Annotated in this window: 13 protein-coding genes; 12 read left to right on the forward strand and 1 reads right to left on the reverse strand. The window is 38.3% G+C overall.

What is annotated here, in order from left to right; all coding sequences use genetic code 11:
- Positions 1 to 22 precede the first annotated feature (22 nt).
- Positions 23 to 1168, forward strand: a complete 1146-nt coding sequence (locus L1S31_RS01350; RefSeq protein ID WP_236461122.1) for a peptidogalycan biosysnthesis protein — start codon at positions 23 to 25, stop codon at positions 1166 to 1168.
- Here L1S31_RS01350 and L1S31_RS01355 read toward each other — a convergent pair.
- On the reverse strand, positions 1161 to 3074 hold the full coding sequence (locus tag L1S31_RS01355; RefSeq protein ID WP_236461124.1) for an ABC-F family ATP-binding cassette domain-containing protein: 1914 nt from the start codon (positions 3072 to 3074) through the stop codon (positions 1161 to 1163). The genes L1S31_RS01350 and L1S31_RS01355 overlap by 8 nt on opposite strands.
- A gap of 103 nt (positions 3075 to 3177) precedes the next feature.
- Between L1S31_RS01355 and L1S31_RS01360 the strand changes: the two genes are divergently transcribed.
- The 11 genes from L1S31_RS01360 (at position 3178) to L1S31_RS01410 (ending at position 17133) form a co-directional block, all read left to right on the forward strand.
- Entirely contained in the window at positions 3178 to 3561 is a 384-nt protein-coding gene (locus L1S31_RS01360; RefSeq protein ID WP_236461127.1) for a DUF983 domain-containing protein, read from the forward strand.
- A gap of 204 nt (positions 3562 to 3765) precedes the next feature.
- On the forward strand, positions 3766 to 6267 hold the full coding sequence (gene topA / locus L1S31_RS01365) for a type I DNA topoisomerase (protein ID WP_236461130.1): 2502 nt from the start codon (positions 3766 to 3768) through the stop codon (positions 6265 to 6267).
- Positions 6268 to 6270: 3 nt separating this feature from the next.
- Positions 6271 to 7425, forward strand: coding sequence for a formimidoylglutamase (locus tag L1S31_RS01370; protein ID WP_236461134.1), 1155 nt, complete (start codon positions 6271 to 6273; stop codon positions 7423 to 7425).
- A 249-nt stretch (positions 7426 to 7674) separates the two neighbouring features.
- Positions 7675 to 9084 (forward strand): T9SS ring complex lipoprotein PorK/GldK, encoded by a 1410-nt coding sequence (gene porK, locus L1S31_RS01375; protein ID WP_236461136.1) that lies wholly within the window; start codon positions 7675 to 7677, stop codon positions 9082 to 9084.
- A 51-nt stretch (positions 9085 to 9135) separates the two neighbouring features.
- Positions 9136 to 9768: a type IX secretion system motor protein PorL/GldL gene (gene porL, locus L1S31_RS01380; protein ID WP_236461138.1), complete on the forward strand. Its 633-nt coding sequence runs from the start codon at positions 9136 to 9138 to the stop codon at positions 9766 to 9768.
- 57 nt (positions 9769 to 9825) lie between these two features.
- Positions 9826 to 11370 carry a type IX secretion system motor protein PorM/GldM gene (gene porM / locus L1S31_RS01385; RefSeq protein ID WP_236461140.1) on the forward strand — a complete coding sequence of 515 codons (1545 nt, stop codon included), beginning with the start codon at positions 9826 to 9828 and terminating at the stop codon, positions 11368 to 11370.
- A gap of 51 nt (positions 11371 to 11421) precedes the next feature.
- The gene (porN, locus tag L1S31_RS01390) at positions 11422 to 12336 is read left to right on the forward strand and encodes a type IX secretion system ring subunit PorN/GldN (protein WP_236461142.1); all 915 of its coding nucleotides are present in this window, start codon (positions 11422 to 11424) and stop codon (positions 12334 to 12336) included.
- Positions 12337 to 12402: 66 nt separating this feature from the next.
- On the forward strand, positions 12403 to 13458 hold the full coding sequence (locus tag L1S31_RS01395; RefSeq protein ID WP_236461144.1) for an NAD(P)/FAD-dependent oxidoreductase: 1056 nt from the start codon (positions 12403 to 12405) through the stop codon (positions 13456 to 13458).
- A gap of 99 nt (positions 13459 to 13557) precedes the next feature.
- A complete protein-coding gene (gene miaB / locus L1S31_RS01400) occupies positions 13558 to 15012 on the forward strand; it encodes a tRNA (N6-isopentenyl adenosine(37)-C2)-methylthiotransferase MiaB (RefSeq protein ID WP_236461146.1) in 1455 nt (484 codons plus the stop codon).
- Positions 15013 to 15014: 2 nt separating this feature from the next.
- Complete coding sequence (locus L1S31_RS01405) at positions 15015 to 16277, forward strand: sigma-54 interaction domain-containing protein (protein WP_236461148.1); 1263 nt, start codon at positions 15015 to 15017, stop codon at positions 16275 to 16277.
- Positions 16278 to 16332: 55 nt separating this feature from the next.
- Complete coding sequence (locus tag L1S31_RS01410) at positions 16333 to 17133, forward strand: lipoprotein (protein WP_236461150.1); 801 nt, start codon at positions 16333 to 16335, stop codon at positions 17131 to 17133.
- Positions 17134 to 17155 lie beyond the last annotated feature (22 nt).

The following is a 17155-nucleotide window of genomic DNA, read 5'->3' on the forward strand; positions in this document are numbered from 1 at the left end:
GTGGAGCGATTTTTTTTACTTATTGGAAACCATTACTTATAAAATATATGTTGCAATTGACCAACTTCCCGATTCCTGGGATGAAGTTGCGCAACATAATGCGTTTTTGCAGACTCATTATTTAAAGGTACTCGAAGAATCGGCGCCCACCAATATGCAGTGTTTCTACATCGGTATTTTTGAAAAAGCCGAACTTATAGGCGTTGCACTGGCGCAATACCTTAATTTGAATAAACTGGAATCTTTTGGCGAAAGGGACAAATGCCTGAAAACTTCTGTACGCAACTTTGTGTTCCGGAATTTTGGTTCGCATACCTTGTTTCTGGGAAATAATATGATCACAGGACAAAATGGTTATATCTTTAATAAAGAGATTGATTCGAAAACCATTGGACAGATACTCAAACAATGCGCCGATGAGATTACGGCTTACTTTAAAAAACAAAGCATAAAAATCCACATTGTTTCATTTAAGGATTTCTACAAGGATTGTGCTGATGAACTAAAACAATCGGCATTTTCAGAAATGTACGAATTCAATACGCAGCCCAACATGATTTTTGAATTGAAGCCCGAATGGAAAACCAATGAAGATTATGTTGCCGCACTTTCAAAGAAATACCGCGACCAATACAAACGGGCACACAAGAAGTTTGAAGGAATTGAAACGCGGGAATTATTCCTGGGCGATATCATTACACATGAAAAAAGGATTTATGAATTGTATTACCACGTAGCTAAAAATGCCCCGTTCAACACTTTCTTTTTGGATAAAAACCATTTCTCTTCTTTCAAAAAACAATGCGGTGAACGATTTATCCTGATTGGTTATTTTTTGGATAACGAATTGGTTGGCTTCCACACCTTATTGCTTAACGGAACCACTTTGGAAACTTATTTCCTGGGTTATGATGAAAAAATCCAAAAGGAAAAAATGCTGTACCTGAACATGTTGTACAACATGACAAAATATGGCATTGAAAATCAGTTTAAGGAAATCATTTTCGGAAGGACTGCCTTGGAAATTAAGAGCTCAGTTGGTGCAGAACCGGTAATGATGTCCGGATTCATTTACCATAACAATAAACTAATCGATAAGTATTTTGATAAAATATTTCAAAGATTAGAGCCAAATATAAGTTGGCAGCAACGGCATCCGTTTAAGTAAGCGCGTCAATTTCGCCCTGAACCACTTCCCAGTCTTCAAGCAATTTATCCAGTTCCTGTTTTTTCTTATTGTAAGCCATAAAGAAATTAGCGTCTTCAACATGCTTGTCATAATTTGACGCCAACGCCTTATCATCAGCCTGAATGTCTTTTTCCAATTGTTGTATCTGGCTTTCGATTTTGCTCAACCGATTTTGCAACGATTTGTTTTTCTTCTGCTCTTCGTAGGATAGGTTTTTGGTTTCCTTATTATTTGTATTGGAAGCCACCACATCTTTCTTCTCAATTTCGCGCATATTGTTTGCGTTGCGCTGTTCCAAAAAGTAATTGATGTCACCTAAATACTCCTTTATCTTCTGATCCTTGAATTCATAAACGATATTGGACATTCCCTGAAGAAAATCCCTGTCGTGTGAAACCAAAAGCAAGGTTCCCTCATATTTCTGAAGTGCGGCTTTCAATACGTTTTTCGATTTGATGTCCAAGTGATTCGTCGGCTCATCCATTACCAAAACATTGATAGGCTGAAGCAGCAATTTACACAAGGCCAAACGGTTTCGTTCTCCTCCCGAAAGCACCTTCACTTTCTTCTCTACATCATCGCCACGGAATAAAAATGCACCCAGCATGTCACGGACCTTCATCCTGTTCGTATCCGAAGCTGCGTTGGTCATCGTTTCCAATAAGGTAATTTCGCCGTCGAGGTATTCTGCCTGATTTTGGGCAAAATAACCCAGCTGTACATTGTGCCCCAATTTTATCGAACCTTGGTATTTGAATTCGTTTACGATGGCTTTCATAAACGTTGATTTCCCTTGTCCGTTCTGGCCTACAAAGGCAATCTTGGAACCACGTTCCACCAAAAGTGAAATGTCTTTTAGGATGGTTTTATCTCCATAAGCTTTTGTAACATGCTCCGCTTCAATCACTACACGTCCCGGAGTCTGCGAAACGGGAAACGAAATATTCATCACCGAGTTGTCATCTTCATCAACCTCAATGCGTTCCACCTTATCCAATTTCTTGATCAGCGACTGCGCCATAGAAGCTTTTGAAGCTTTCGCACGGAATTTTTCAATCAGTTTTTCGGTTTCCTCAATTTTCTTTGCCTGGTTTTTTTGCGTTGCCAATTGCTTTTCACGGATTTCCTCACGCAGCACTAAATATTTGGAATAAGGTTTGTTGAAGTCGTAAGCCTTCCCCAAGGAAATCTCAATCGTTCTATTCGTAACATTATCCAAAAACATCTTATCGTGTGAAACGATTACCACGACTCCGGGAAAATTCCTCAAAAATCCTTCAAGCCAAATGATACTTTCGATATCCAAGTGGTTCGTCGGCTCATCCAGAAGCAATATGTCATTGGACTGCAATAATAATTTGGCCAATTCGATACGCATTCTCCATCCACCCGAAAAAGTATCGGTTTGATTATTGAATTCCTCACGCTTGAAACCAAGTCCAAGAAGAATCTTTTCGGTATCACCTACATAATTATAACCGCCTAATATTTCATAATGATGCGTTACATCACTCAATTGTTCAATCAAATCGGAATACGACTGGCTTTCGTAATCGGTTCTTGTTGCCAGCTGATGATTGATTTCGTCAATCTTTAATTCGGCTCTTTTTATTTCATCAAACGCCTGATAGGCTTCATCCAATACCGTTCTTCCCTGTTCAAAATCGATATCCTGACGCAGGAATCCAATCTTCACTTCCTTCTCGGTCGCAATCTGACCGGAATCGGGTTTGAAATCTCCGGCAAGAATCTTAAGCATCGTCGATTTACCCGCACCATTTTTTCCAACAAGCCCTACCCTGTCTCCCGAACCCAATCGAAAAGTTACTTCTTCAAAAAGGTAGGTTCCACCAAAAGAAACCGATAAGTTATGGATATTTAACATAGAGAAAAAGAATAGTGTATTAGGATTAAAACTGTTGTTTGGATTTACCTTTGTGCTGCCCATCCGCTGATGCGGAAAGTGTACAACCTTAAAATTTTTGCAAATGTTAAAAAAAGGATCCAAACTAAATAGCATTTTAACAGGAACTTGTCCAAGATGCCAGGAAGAACGAATGTATGTTGATAGAAATCCGTACAATTTGCCTAAACTTTTTAAGATGCATGAGCATTGCAGCCATTGTGGTTTGCAGTACCAGCTTGAGCCGTCATTTTTTTACGGCGCCATGTATGTTAACTACGGACTGACCGTCGCCCTGGGTGTTGCGGTTTTCATCATCACCAAGATTTTTATGGGCATGGACATCACCGAATCCTTCCTTTCCATCATCCTGGCGCTTATAATTCTCATGCCTGTCAACCTAAGGCTGTCGCGGAACATTTACATTAATATGTTTGTTAGTTTTGACAAAGAGGCTGTAAAGGAATAATTATTCAGGAGCACAACATTATCTTGAATCAGGATGTACTGTCCCGCTGTCCGCGCTACATGGTAGCTAGCTTCCATCGGGGCTATTCCACACTTTTGGCTGTATCTTGTCCATTCAGGAATTTACCCTTTCATCGTTAAAAAGTTACCATAAATCGGAAATTTAAAAAAAACGTTTACTTTTGCCGACATAAACAATCGTGATATGGCAAAGAATTTAGTTATCGTTGAGTCACCGGCTAAGGCAAAAACAATTGAAAAGTTTTTAGGACCCGACTTCCAGGTAGAATCGAGCTACGGTCATATTGCAGACCTGCCTTCTAAGGAAATCGGAGTTGATGTGACCAATGGTTTCAAGCCAAAATACGAAGTCTCCTCCGACAAGAAAGCTTTAGTTACCAAACTAAAATCACTAGCCAAAAATGCCGACACGGTTTGGTTGGCTTCCGATGAGGACCGCGAAGGGGAAGCCATCTCATGGCACTTGGCGGAAGAACTGAAATTAGACAAAAACAAAACGAAACGAATCGTTTTCCACGAAATCACCAAAAACGCCATCCTGAAAGCCATCGAAAACCCAAGGGAAATCGATTACAACTTAGTAAATGCCCAACAGGCACGAAGAGTTTTAGACCGATTGGTTGGGTATGAACTTTCTCCGGTTTTATGGAAAAAAGTAAAAGGCGGATTATCTGCCGGACGTGTACAATCGGTTTCTGTGAGATTGATTGTTGAAAGAGAAAGGGAAATACAGGAATTTAAGGCAGTAGCTTCTTATTCGGTTACGGCTGAATTCACCAACGAAGCGGGAAAAGTGGTTAAGGCCAAACTGCCTAAAAACTTTGCAACCCAAAAAGAAGCAGAAGATTTCCTAAATAAAAATATTGGTTCTATATATAAGGTAGGAGATTTGGAAACCAAACCTACCAAAAAATCACCTGCTGCACCATTTACAACATCAACCTTGCAACAGGAAGCCGCGCGTAAACTGTATCTTCCGGTTGGAATTACGATGCAGATTGCTCAACGTTTGTACGAAGCAGGATTGATTACCTATATGAGAACGGACAGCGTCAATCTTTCAAAAGAAGCAATGGATGCTGCTGAAGCTGAAATTACAAAATCTTACGGAAGGGAGTTTTCAAAACCAAGAACCTTCGCCACAAAAAGCAAAGGTGCCCAGGAAGCCCACGAAGCAATCCGTCCTACCGATATGTCGCGCCACACCATTAATGTGGAAAGAGACCAGGCACGTTTATACGATTTGATTTGGAAAAGAACTTTGGCGTCACAAATGAGCGATGCTGAATTGGAACGAACGAATGTGAGGATTGAAGCCAATAATCATTCAGAAGTTTTCCAGGCATCAGGAGAAGTAATCAAGTTTGAAGGCTTCCTAAAAGTCTATTTGGAAGGCAATGACGATGATGATGAAGAACAGGAAGGAATGCTGCCAGCTTTGAAAGTTGGAGAAAAATTGGCAAACAATTTTATCACCGCAACTGAAAGATACACCAGGCCGGCATCAAGATATACCGAGGCTTCTTTGGTAAAGAAACTCGAAGAACTGGGAATTGGACGACCATCAACCTATGCGCCTACCATTTCGACCATCATTGCAAGGACCTATGTTGAAAAAGGAAATCTTGACGGCGTTGAAAGAAAATATACACAGCTTACGCTGAAAGACAATAAAGTTGGGCAGCAAACCCTAACTGAAAATACCGGTTCCGATAAAGGGAAATTAGTCCCAACAGATATCGGGACAATCGTAAACGACTTTTTGGTTAAGAATTTCTCTACGATATTGGATTATAACTTTACCGCTAAGGTGGAACAGGATTTTGACGAAATCGCCGAAGGCAATATCGACTGGGCGAAAATGATGCAGGAGTTCTACGATAAGTTCCATCCGAATGTAACTTTGGTCCAGGACACAGCCGAAAGGGAAAGCGGAGAAAGAATATTGGGCACAGACCCAAAAACCGGAAAACAGGTTTTGGTGCGTTTAGGGAAATTTGGCCCGGTTGCACAGATTGGTGAAGCCGATGATGAAGACAAGCAATTTGCCAGCTTACGCCAGGAACAGAATATCGGAAGCATTACTTTGGAAGAAGCACTGAATTTATTTTTACTGCCAAAAAATCTGGGTACTTATAAAGGAGAAGAAGTTGAAGTAAGCAATGGTCGTTTTGGACCTTATGTCCGTTTTGGAAAACAATTCATTTCATTGCCAAAAGGGGAAGATCCATTAGATGTAACTATGGATAGGGCTCAGGAACTGATCAATGAAAAAGCTCAGGCCGATGCACCGATTGCTACTTATAAAAATGAGCCGGTTCAAAAAGGCGTTGGGCGTTTTGGACCATTCTTGAAATGGAACGGAATCTTCATCAACGTAAGTAAAAAATACAACTTCGATAATTTATCGCAGGCTGACATTACCGAACTTATTGAAGAGAAATTACAAAAAAACATCGATAAGGTTATCCACGACTGGAAAGAAGAAGGCATAGTGGTTGAGAAAGCCCGTTGGGGAAAATCGGTAATCCTTAAAGGAAAAACCAAAATCGAATTAAACAAAGATATCGATGCGTCCAAACTGACTTTGGAGCAAGTAAAAGAAATGATTGCTGCCAAAACTCCGGTTAAAAAGGCTGCAGCCAAAAAAACCACAACCAAAAAAGCACCTGCAAAAAAGAAATAAACTATGGAATTCGATTTTCTGTCGCCTGTTGATAATGAAATTGTTCAATACATAAAAGGATTGTCATCACAGCACTTGGGAAGTAAAGTTGCTTTCCATACTGAAAAGGATTTTCCGGATATCGATAAAATAAAAATTGCCATTATTGGCGTGCTCGAAAATCGCGGCATAGCAAACTTCGTAGATGACGAAGTCAACCTTGACGCCGCCAGAAAGGAATTATACAGCTTATTTCCCGGAAACTGGCAAAGCTCTATTGCCGATTTGGGAGACATCATAGCAGGAAACTCTTTGGAGGATACTTATTTTGCCCTACAGAAAGTAGCTTCCAAACTTATAAAAAAAGGAATCATTCCGATTGTTATAGGCGGTACTCAGGATTTAACGTATCCATTATACAGAGCCTATGATAATCAGGAGCAAATGGTCAATTTAGTTTCGATAGACAGTAAATTTGATTTTGGCAAACAGGAAGAAGGCATTTCGGCTAATTCCTATTTATCTAAGATTGTACTGGACGAACCAAACAACCTTTTTAACTTCAGTAACATAGGATACCAAACCTATTTCAACTCACAGGAAGAAATAGATTTGATTGAAAAACTCTATTTTGACGCTTACAGATTAGGAGAAATTTCAAACAATATTGAACTTGCAGAGCCAACATTCCGCGATGCAGATATCGTTAGCATAGATTTGAATGCTGTAAAGTCTTCGTATTCAGGAAATTTTGTTACTTTTACACCTAACGGTTTTGACGGGAAGGAAATCTGTAGTTTATCAAGATATTCCGGCATAAGTGATAAGGTAAGTTCTTTTGGGATTTTCAACCATAATAATACAAGGGAAGAATCGGTACTTATTGCCCAGATAATCTGGTATTTTATTGAAGGGGTAAATTACCGCTCCAATGAATATCCTTTTGGAACAAAAGAAAACTATCTGAAATATATCGTTCCGATGGAAAGTGAGGAATTGGTTTTCTATAAAAGCAACAAAACAGGGCGATGGTGGATAGAAATAAATTTTTTTGCAGGCCAACACAATAAACTGAAAAAAAATACGTTATTACCTTGTTCGCATGAAGAATATCTTGCTGCGTGCAACAATGAAATACCTGAAAGATGGTGGAAAGCGCAGCGAAAAAATAGTATTTAAGAATAAAAACCAGACATATTATAGCGTAAAACTTACAAAATAGACAAAAAACAGCATTTTATCGTTAAAAAGTGCATTTTATCGATAAAATATTTTTTTTATATTAACAATAACTCTATTTTTGGAATGTGAATTAATATGTTGAAAGAATTAACAGAGAAATTTAATATTAATTAATTGCTTTTTTGAAAAATAATAAATAGGTTTACGCCCTTAAAAAATTATTCAAATTAACCCCAAAATATACATATGAAGAAGTTCATAACATTTGCGTCATTTTTAGCTTTATTAACCAGTTGTGGTGGATCTAGCGATAAAGGTGAATTGGTAGGAGTTAAAGGAAAAAAATGGCATCCAGAAAAGCCATTTGGAATGACTTTAGTTCCTGGTGGAGCATACATTATGGGTAAATCTGACGATGACCCAGCAAATATGCAGGATGCACCTACTAAAACGGTTACGGTCCGTTCGTTTTATATGGATGAGACTGAAATCACGAATAGTGAGTACCGCCAATTTGTGGAATGGGTAAAAGACTCTACAATAAGAGTTCGTTTGGCTATTCTTGCAGATGAGGTTGGGCAAACTTCTACAGGTAAAGGTGGAAAAGGTGGCGGAAAAGGTGGAAGCATCGGAGATTTTGCTTTCGCTGATACAGATCCGGCTAAAATGACTCCGTACGACAAATACATGTATGAGAATTATTATAGTGTAGGAACTGATGACGATCCTTATGCCGGAAGAAGACTGAACAAAAAAATCAAACTTATAAAAGATACTAAAAAATATCCGGACGAGTATTACACTGAAGTTATGGATACAATGTATCTACCAATTGCAGAATCATTCAATGGTTTGAGAACAATTGACGTTAAAAAATTGAAATTCAGATATTCTTGGATGGACATCCAGGCTGCAGCTAAAGCTAAAGTTGGAAAAAGAAGTTCATTCATCAGAACAGAGCAACAGGCTGTTTATCCTGATACTACTGTTTGGATTAAGGATTTCGCTTATTCTTACAATGAGCCAATGCACAATGATTATTTCTGGCACCAGGCTTATGCTCAGTACCCAGTTGTTGGGGTAAGCTGGAAACAGGCTAAAGCATTTTGTGCTTGGAGAACCTTAAACAAAAACGCTTACATTAAATCTAAAAAGAAAAAGCAGGATTTAACAAACTCATTCCGTCTTCCAATCGAATCAGAATGGGAATATGCTGCAAGAGGAGGTCTGGAGTCAGGAACTTTCCCTTGGGGAGGACCATATGCTAAAAATGACAGAGGTTGTTTCCTGGCTAACTTCAAACCAAATAGAGGAGATTACGCAGCAGACCAGGCTTTGTATACTGTTGAAGCAAAATCTTATGAGCCAAACGGATATAACCTTTACAATATGTCTGGTAACGTAGCTGAATGGACTGATTCATCTTATGATGCCGCAGCTTATGAATATGTTTCTTCAATCAATCCAAACGTTTCTGATACCAAGAACATGAGAAAAGCAGTTCGTGGTGGTTCATGGAAAGATGTTGCTTACTTCCTACAGGTAGGAACCAGGGATTTTGAATACGCAGATTCAGCAAGAAGTTATATTGGATTCCGTACAGTACAGGATTACATGGGAACTAAAGTAACTAAGAACGCTGCACCTAAAAAGTAATTTTAAACTAACTTGAATATATTAACTTAACTAACTAAAATTTTTATTATTATGGCATTATTAAGCAAAAAAACAATGAATTTCGCTTACGGTATGGGAGCGGCAGTTGTAATCGTAGGAGCATTATTTAAAATACAACACTGGACAGGAGCAAGTTTAATGCTTATTGTAGGTCTTTCTGTAGAAGCGTTAATCTTTGGTTTATCAGCTTTTGACCCTGTTGATAATGAATTAGATTGGTCTCTTGTTTATCCAGAATTAGCTGGAGGTGAAGCTAAAGCAAAAGATAAAAAAGAAAAACCAGAAGATGCTCAGGGATTATTGTCTCAAAAATTAGACGCTATGTTGAAAGAGGCTAAAATCGATGGTCAATTAATGGAAAGCTTAGGAAACAGCATCAAAAACTTTGAAGGTGCAGCTAAAGCTATCTCTCCAACTGTTGACTCTGTAGCTTCAACTAAAAAATATGCTGAAGAAATGACTAAAGCAGCAACTCAACTTGAAACTTTAAATGGATTATACCACGTACAAGTTCAAAGCGCTGAGAGAAACGCTCAAATCAATAACGAAGTTGCTGAAAACAACTTAAAATTAAAAGATCAAATGCAAAGTTTGACTTCTAACCTATCTACATTGAACAATGTATACGGTGGAATGCTTTCTGCAATGAGTAATAAAGGATAATTAGTTTTATAACTATATATTTTAAACCAAAATAATAATTTAAACTAATTAGAAAAAATGGCAGGAGGAAAACTAACCCCTAGGCAGAAGATGATTAACCTGATGTACCTGGTTTTCATCGCAATGTTGGCATTGAACATGTCAAAAGAAGTATTGACAGCTTTCGGTTTGATGAACGAAAAATTTGAAGGCGTTAATAAATTTTCTGAAGAATACAACAAAAGTTTATTAGGTACTTTAGAGCAAAAGGCAGAAGATGAGCCAGCTCGTTTTAAAGCACCATTAGATAAAGCGAACCAAGTTCAAAAATATTCTAAAGAGCTTTACGCTTACTTAGGAAGTTTGAAAGAAGAAGTTTCAAAAGAGTTCAAAAGAGATGAGAAAACCGGAAAATTGCCATACGAAGCAATGGACAAAGGTGGATACATCGACGAGCACTGGTTTGAAGGTGATAAATATTCTAAAAAAGGAGATGAAATCATCTCTAAAATTGAAGCTTATAAGAAAAACGTAATTGCTGTGTTTGGTAATGACGTTAAATATCAGCCAATCATCAACAACATTAAAACTAAATTCAATTTAGATAATGTTAAGGATAAAGACGGAGTTTCTAAAAAATACTTAATGTATCACTTTGAAGGATTCCCAGCTGTAGCATCTATTGCAAAACTTACAAGTATGCAAAATGACGTTGAGCAGACAGAACAGGATATCTACAATGCATTAATCGGAAACACGATCGCTCAGGCAGCGTCTTTGAAAAACTTCCAGGCAATGGTAGTTTTAGAGAAAAATGTGTTCTTTGAAGGTGAAACTGTAAAAGGTAAAGTAGTATTGGGTAAATACGATGCTAACACAGTACCAACAAGTTTCTCTGGACCAGGTAAAATCGAAAACGGACAAGCTGTTATCTCGATGACTGCAGGTGGTGTTGGAGAAAAAACCATCAATGGTACATTCTCTTTCATGGAAGATGGTAAACCAGTGCCTTTGAAATTCGAAGGTAAATATGTGGTTGTGCCTCGTCCAAACTCTGCAAACATTTCTGCAGATAAAATGAACGTTGTATACCGAGGTTTACCAAACCCAATGACAATCTCTTTCGCAGGTATCGCTGACAATAACGTTACTGCTTCTGCTCCGGGATTATCTTCTGCAGGAAAAGGAAAATACAACCTAAACCCACAGAGTGGTACTGAAGTAGTAATTACTGCTAATGGTAAAATGTCTGATGGTAAAACCGTTTCTGATAAAAAAGTATTCAGAATCAAGAACATCCCAGCTCCGGCAGGTGCAATCGCAGGCCAGGTTGGAATTGTTAAAGGTGCTAAATCACGTTTAGAGGTTTCTCAGATTTCTGCAGTATTACAGGATTTCTTATATGACTTAAATTTTGATGTAACCCGTTTTAGCTTCAAAGTTCCAGGTCAGGCTGCTGTTATCGTTAGCGGAAACAGAGTTAATGCACAATGTAAAGCTGCATTAGCAAGAGCAACAAAAGGTGACCAGATTACTATTTTTGACATCAAATCAAAAATCGTTGGTACTGCTGCAAATATTGAAATCAAAACGGCAGCGCCGGTAGTTTACGAAATACAATAAATAATTTAAGTTGAAAAGAAACCTACTTAAATAACTTATATTATAATAATTATGAAAATTAAAAATCTTTTATCAGTAGTTTTTGCAGTAGCATTGAGTGCTTCAACTTTTGCTCAGTCAAACTTGTTGAATTCCAAAACTCCGGATGAGATTGGGAAGAAAACACCTGCTCAGTTAATTTCTGACAATGACAAACCATTGCCATATGGTTATGTTCATGACAGGGATGTATTAATGGGTAAAACCATCTGGGAGTTTATCGATATTGATGAGAGAATTAATTTCCCATTGTACTACCCTATCGATACCGCTTTTGTTGGTAAAGAAAGAAGAGCCCTTTTTGATGTATTGGTAAAAAACATCAAAAATGGTAAAATCACTGAAGTATATGTTGATGATTATTTCAATATCAAGAAAACATTCAAAGATATGGAGTCTTCTTTTACCTACATCGATACCATCGAGGCTGGAAAAGATGAAATCAACAACTACTATGATGATTACAAAGCGGGTAGAAAAGTATTGGATCCTCAATATATCAATAAAAAAGAATTGGATGCGAGCTATATTTCCGGATACAAAATCAAAGGATACTGGTATTTTGACAAACGTCAAGGTGAGTTAAAATACAGATTATTGGCTTTATGCCCGGTTACTCCTGAGGCAAGAGATGCAGGAAATGATAATGCTGACGTAATCGATTTATTTTGGGTTTACTTCCCTGCAGTGAGAGAAATACTCCACGAGTCGAAGGCCTTTAATGATAAAAACTCCGCGATGCCCATCACGTTTGACCATTTGCTGAATTCCCGACGATTTAACGGCGAGATTTACAAAGAGGAAAACGTATATGGTGACAGGGAAATCCAACAATACATGAAGGACAACTCGCAGAATCAGCTTTTAGAATCCGAAAGGGTAAAAGAGAAGATTCGTAGTTTTGAATCTGACATGTGGAATTACTAAAAGATATTTCATAATACAATATAAAACTCCCATCTTTACGGTGGGAGTTTTTTTTAGCTATAAATTATGCAGGATTATATCATCGTTGGCTCGGGTTTGGCCGGAATTGCTTTTGCAGAAACACTTTTGCAGCACGGAAAGTCGTTTATCGTTTTTGATAATCATTCGCAAAACTCAACCCAAATTGCCGGTGGTTTATACAATCCGGTTATCCTGAAAAGATTCAGCCAGGTTTGGAATGCCAATTCACAACTTGAAATTGCCCATAAAACTTATAAAGACATTGAGCAGAAACTTTCAATCCAGCTCGATTATAAAGTCCCTATTTATAGAAAGTTCTTTTCCGTAGAAGAACAGAACAACTGGTTTACAGCTTCAGATAAACCAAACCTCGCTCCTTTCCTATCCACCAACATCGTCCATAAAAAATACAATGGCATTGATTCGCCTTTTGGTTATGGCGAAGTTTTAAATACCGGCTATGTTGATACTATTACATTATTGAATGAGTATCATCAATACCTAAAAAAAAATAATTGGCTAAACGAAAATGCATTTGACTATGCAGCCTTAAAGATTTTTGACGACCATATCGAATATCAAAACCTAAAAACCCGGCATATTGTCTTTGCCGAAGGATTTGGAATGCATTCTAATCCGTTTTTTGATTATTTACCATTAGACGGAACCAAAGGTGAATTATTCATCATTAAAGCTCCTGAATTGGATTTGGATGTAATCATCAATACCAGTGTTTTTGTTTTACCGCTTGGAAATCATCTTTACAAAGTCGGCGCAACCTACAATTGGGATGACAAAACCAACATTCCAACAGATGAAGGCAGACAGGAATTAATCGACAGGATAAAAGAACTGCTCAATTGCGATTTTGAAATAATCGAACACCTTGCCGGTGTAAGGCCAACCGTGAAAGACAGACGTCCTTTATTGGGCACACATCCCAACCACAAAAACATCCACATTCTCAACGGACTTGGAACCCGTGGTGTAATGCTTGCACCAGCCATGGCAATGGATTTATATGATTATATCGAAAACAATAAGCCATTAGAAAAAGCCATTGACATAAAGCGCTACAATTCCTTAAGGAAAGCGGACTAAAGCTTTAAGGGTTTAATCTTTTGTTAAACCGCTTCTGCCATCTTGTCATATTTTGTAAATTAGTATTATCTTTGATGCCCGCTTAAGGAAGACTATTTTATGGAAAAGGATATTGACGAAAAATTACAAGGAACAAGTCTTGTTTTAGAACAAAAGCCAGAAAACACAAAGAAACTATTCATAGAAAGCTATGGTTGTGCGATGAATTTTTCGGACAGCGAAATCGTAGCTTCCATCATGACCAATGAAGGTTATAACACCACAACAATTTTAGAGGAAGCCGATTTAGTATTGGTAAATACCTGTTCTATAAGGGACAAGGCAGAACAAACCGTTAGAAAGAGACTCGAGAAATACAATGCGGTAAAACGCGAAGTAAATCCAGGAATGAAGGTTGGAGTTTTGGGCTGTATGGCGGAACGCCTGAAAGAAAAATTCCTTGACGAAGAAAAAATTGTCGACATGGTTGTGGGTCCGGATGCCTATAAGGATTTACCCAATTTGCTGAAAGAAGTTGAAGACGGAAGGGATGCCATCAATGTAATTTTATCCAAGGAAGAAACTTATGGTGATATTTCGCCGGTTCGTTTGATGAGCAATGGCGTAACTGCGCTGGTATCCATTACACGAGGCTGCGATAATATGTGTACCTTTTGTGTGGTCCCATTTACACGTGGCCGCGAACGAAGCCGTGAGCCTCAAAGCATTTTAGAGGAAATCCGTGATTTATGGAAAAGAGGTTTTAAGGAAGTCACTCTTTTGGGTCAAAATGTCGATAGTTATCTATGGTACGGCGGTGGTTTGAAAAAAGATTTTGAAAAAGCTACCGAAATGCAGAAAGCAACGGCAGTTGGCTTTGAGCAGTTGCTTGAAATGGTTGCCGTTCAGTTTCCTAAAATGCGAATCCGATTTTCGACTTCAAACCCACAGGACATGCACGAAGAAGTACTGCATGTAATTGCCAAACATCCAAATATCTGCAAACACATTCATTTACCGGTTCAGAGTGGAAGCGATCGTGTGTTGAAAGAAATGAACCGTCTTCATACAAGAGCGGAATACATGACATTGATTGATAAAATAAACACCATACTTCCTGAAAGTTCAATTACTCAGGATATGATAGCCGGTTTCCCAACAGAAACTGAAGAAGACCATCAGGATACTTTAGCGCTGATGGAATATGTGAAATATGGTTTCGGTTATATGTATGCCTATTCTGAACGTCCGGGAACATTGGCAGGAAGAAAAATGAAAGACGACGTTTTGGAAGAGACAAAATTGAGAAGGCTACAGGAAATCGTCGACTTACAACGCGTTCACAGCGGCATCAGAACAAAGGAATTTGTTGGCAAAACCGTTGAAGTGCTTGTGGAAAAAGTTTCCAAAAAATCGGACAAGGATTTATCGGGTCGAAATTCACAAAGTTTTATGGTTGTTTTCCCTAGGGAAAATTATAAAATTGGGGATTTTGTGAATGTGAAAATTACAAATTGTACCAGCGGAACCTTGATTGGCGAAGCTATTGGATATAGTGAAATGCAAATCAACTAATCATGGAAAACGTCCAGAATATAAAACAACGCTTCGAGATTATTGGGAATGACCCAAAATTAAATCGTGCCATCGAAAAAGCCATTCAGGTTGCCCCAACAGATATTTCAGTCCTGGTTGTGGGTGAAAGTGGTGTTGGTAAGGAAAGTATTCCAAGAATCATCCATTCGCTTTCGCACAGGAAACACGGAAAATACATTGCGGTAAACTGCGGTGCAATCCCCGAAGGAACGATTGATAGTGAGCTTTTTGGTCACGAAAAAGGCTCGTTTACCGGCGCTAATGCTGAACGACAGGGATATTTTGAGGTTGCAGATGGCGGAACGATTTTCCTTGATGAAGTAGGTGAATTACCCTTAACCACTCAAGTGCGCTTATTACGTGTTTTGGAAAACGGCGAATTTATAAAAGTAGGTTCTTCCCAAGTTCAAAAAACCAATGTGAGGATAGTGGCTGCAACAAACGTGAACATGTTTGACGCAATTGAAAAGGGCAAATTCCGTGAGGATTTGTATTACCGATTGAGCACAGTTGACATCCCTTTGCCTCCACTCCGCGACCGAAAAGACGACATCCATCTGTTGTTTAGAAAATTTGCTTCCGATTTTGCACACAAGTATAAAATGCCTCCAATAAAATTGAGCGATAGCGCTATTTCCTTTTTACAGAAATACCGTTGGAGTGGGAATATCCGCCAACTTCGAAATGTCGCTGAGCAGATTTCGGTTTTGGAAACCAATAGGGATATTTCATTGGAGACTTTACAATCTTACCTTCCCGTAGAAGGCACAAGCCTGCCCTCTGTTGTTGGCGGAAAAAAATCGGAAAATGATTTTTCTACAGAAAGGGATATTTTATATAAAGTGCTTTTTGATATGAAAAGCGATCTGCATGATTTGAAAAAACTGACTTTGGAATTGATGCAGAACGGAAGCTCCAAAGTTCAGGAAATGAATAAAAACCTTATCCAGAAAGTTTTTGGGCAAAAAGAAGAAGCCGTTTCCAATTTTGAAAACGAGACAAGATTAAGCACGATGCCGCCACAACACGAAATCGATCAGGAAGAATTTGACGACGACGATGACAGCAATTATTTAATGGCAGAAACCGTTGAAGAGGAAGAAACGCTTAAATTGGAACAAAAGGAAGTGGAGCTTATCAAAAAATCTTTGGAACGACATAAAGGCAAAAGAAAAGCTGCCGCAGACGAATTAGGCATCTCAGAAAGAACACTTTATCGAAAAATTAAGCAGTACGACCTATAATTTTTTTATTTTAACAATAAATTTTTACGTTTACGCCAACCAAATTATTATAGTCATGAGAAAAATATTCTTCTTTTTTATAGCAGCCATTGCATTAACTTCATGCAGCAGCAGCGATGATACTAACATTACTCCGGCTTCAACTTTGCAAAAAGTGATTTTTTACAGAAACTCTGTAAACGAAAGACACTGGAATTTCAGCAATAATCAATTAAGCACGATTACCCTTGCTGATGGAAGCTTGGCTGAAGAATTCATTTATGATAATCAGAACCGCGTAATTTTGGATAAAAAATATACTAACGGCGTAGTTTCTGAAACCACTACCATTACTTACAATACTGATAATACCATCCAAAGCATTAACGGATTACCATATACCTACAATGCTGCGAATAGGACTTATGACTATTCATACGGAAGTGGTTTTACGATACACTGCCAGGTGAATTCGGATATGCTTGCTGAAAATTTCGTGCGAACAGGCACAGGAGCCAGAACATTCCACATGGTTTATGAAAATGGAACAATGACATCATTTGAAAAGATCAACAATGGCACTACCGAACTTATGAAAAACTTCCATTTCGGATCAGTTATGCCTAATCCAATCGCTGCCGAAGTATTGGCTGTAGCACAAGTTAAATCTTTGACAGACCCTGATTTTTTTATAGACGGTGTTACTTCCCAACAGTTGGCAGACGGACATGATTACGGACCAAACAATGCCTATTATTTCAATTATGGTTTTATTGTAAGCCAGGATATGTCCTATATGCAGATTGGGATTGAAGTCATAGATCCTAGCAGCACTGTTGTTGATTGGGCACTGTACGCTGAATATTACTATGAATAATAACATTGGTAATTTAAAAATC

The organism is Flavobacterium wongokense (assembly GCF_021608265.1).
In the GTDB taxonomy this organism is placed as follows: domain Bacteria; phylum Bacteroidota; class Bacteroidia; order Flavobacteriales; family Flavobacteriaceae; genus Flavobacterium; species Flavobacterium wongokense.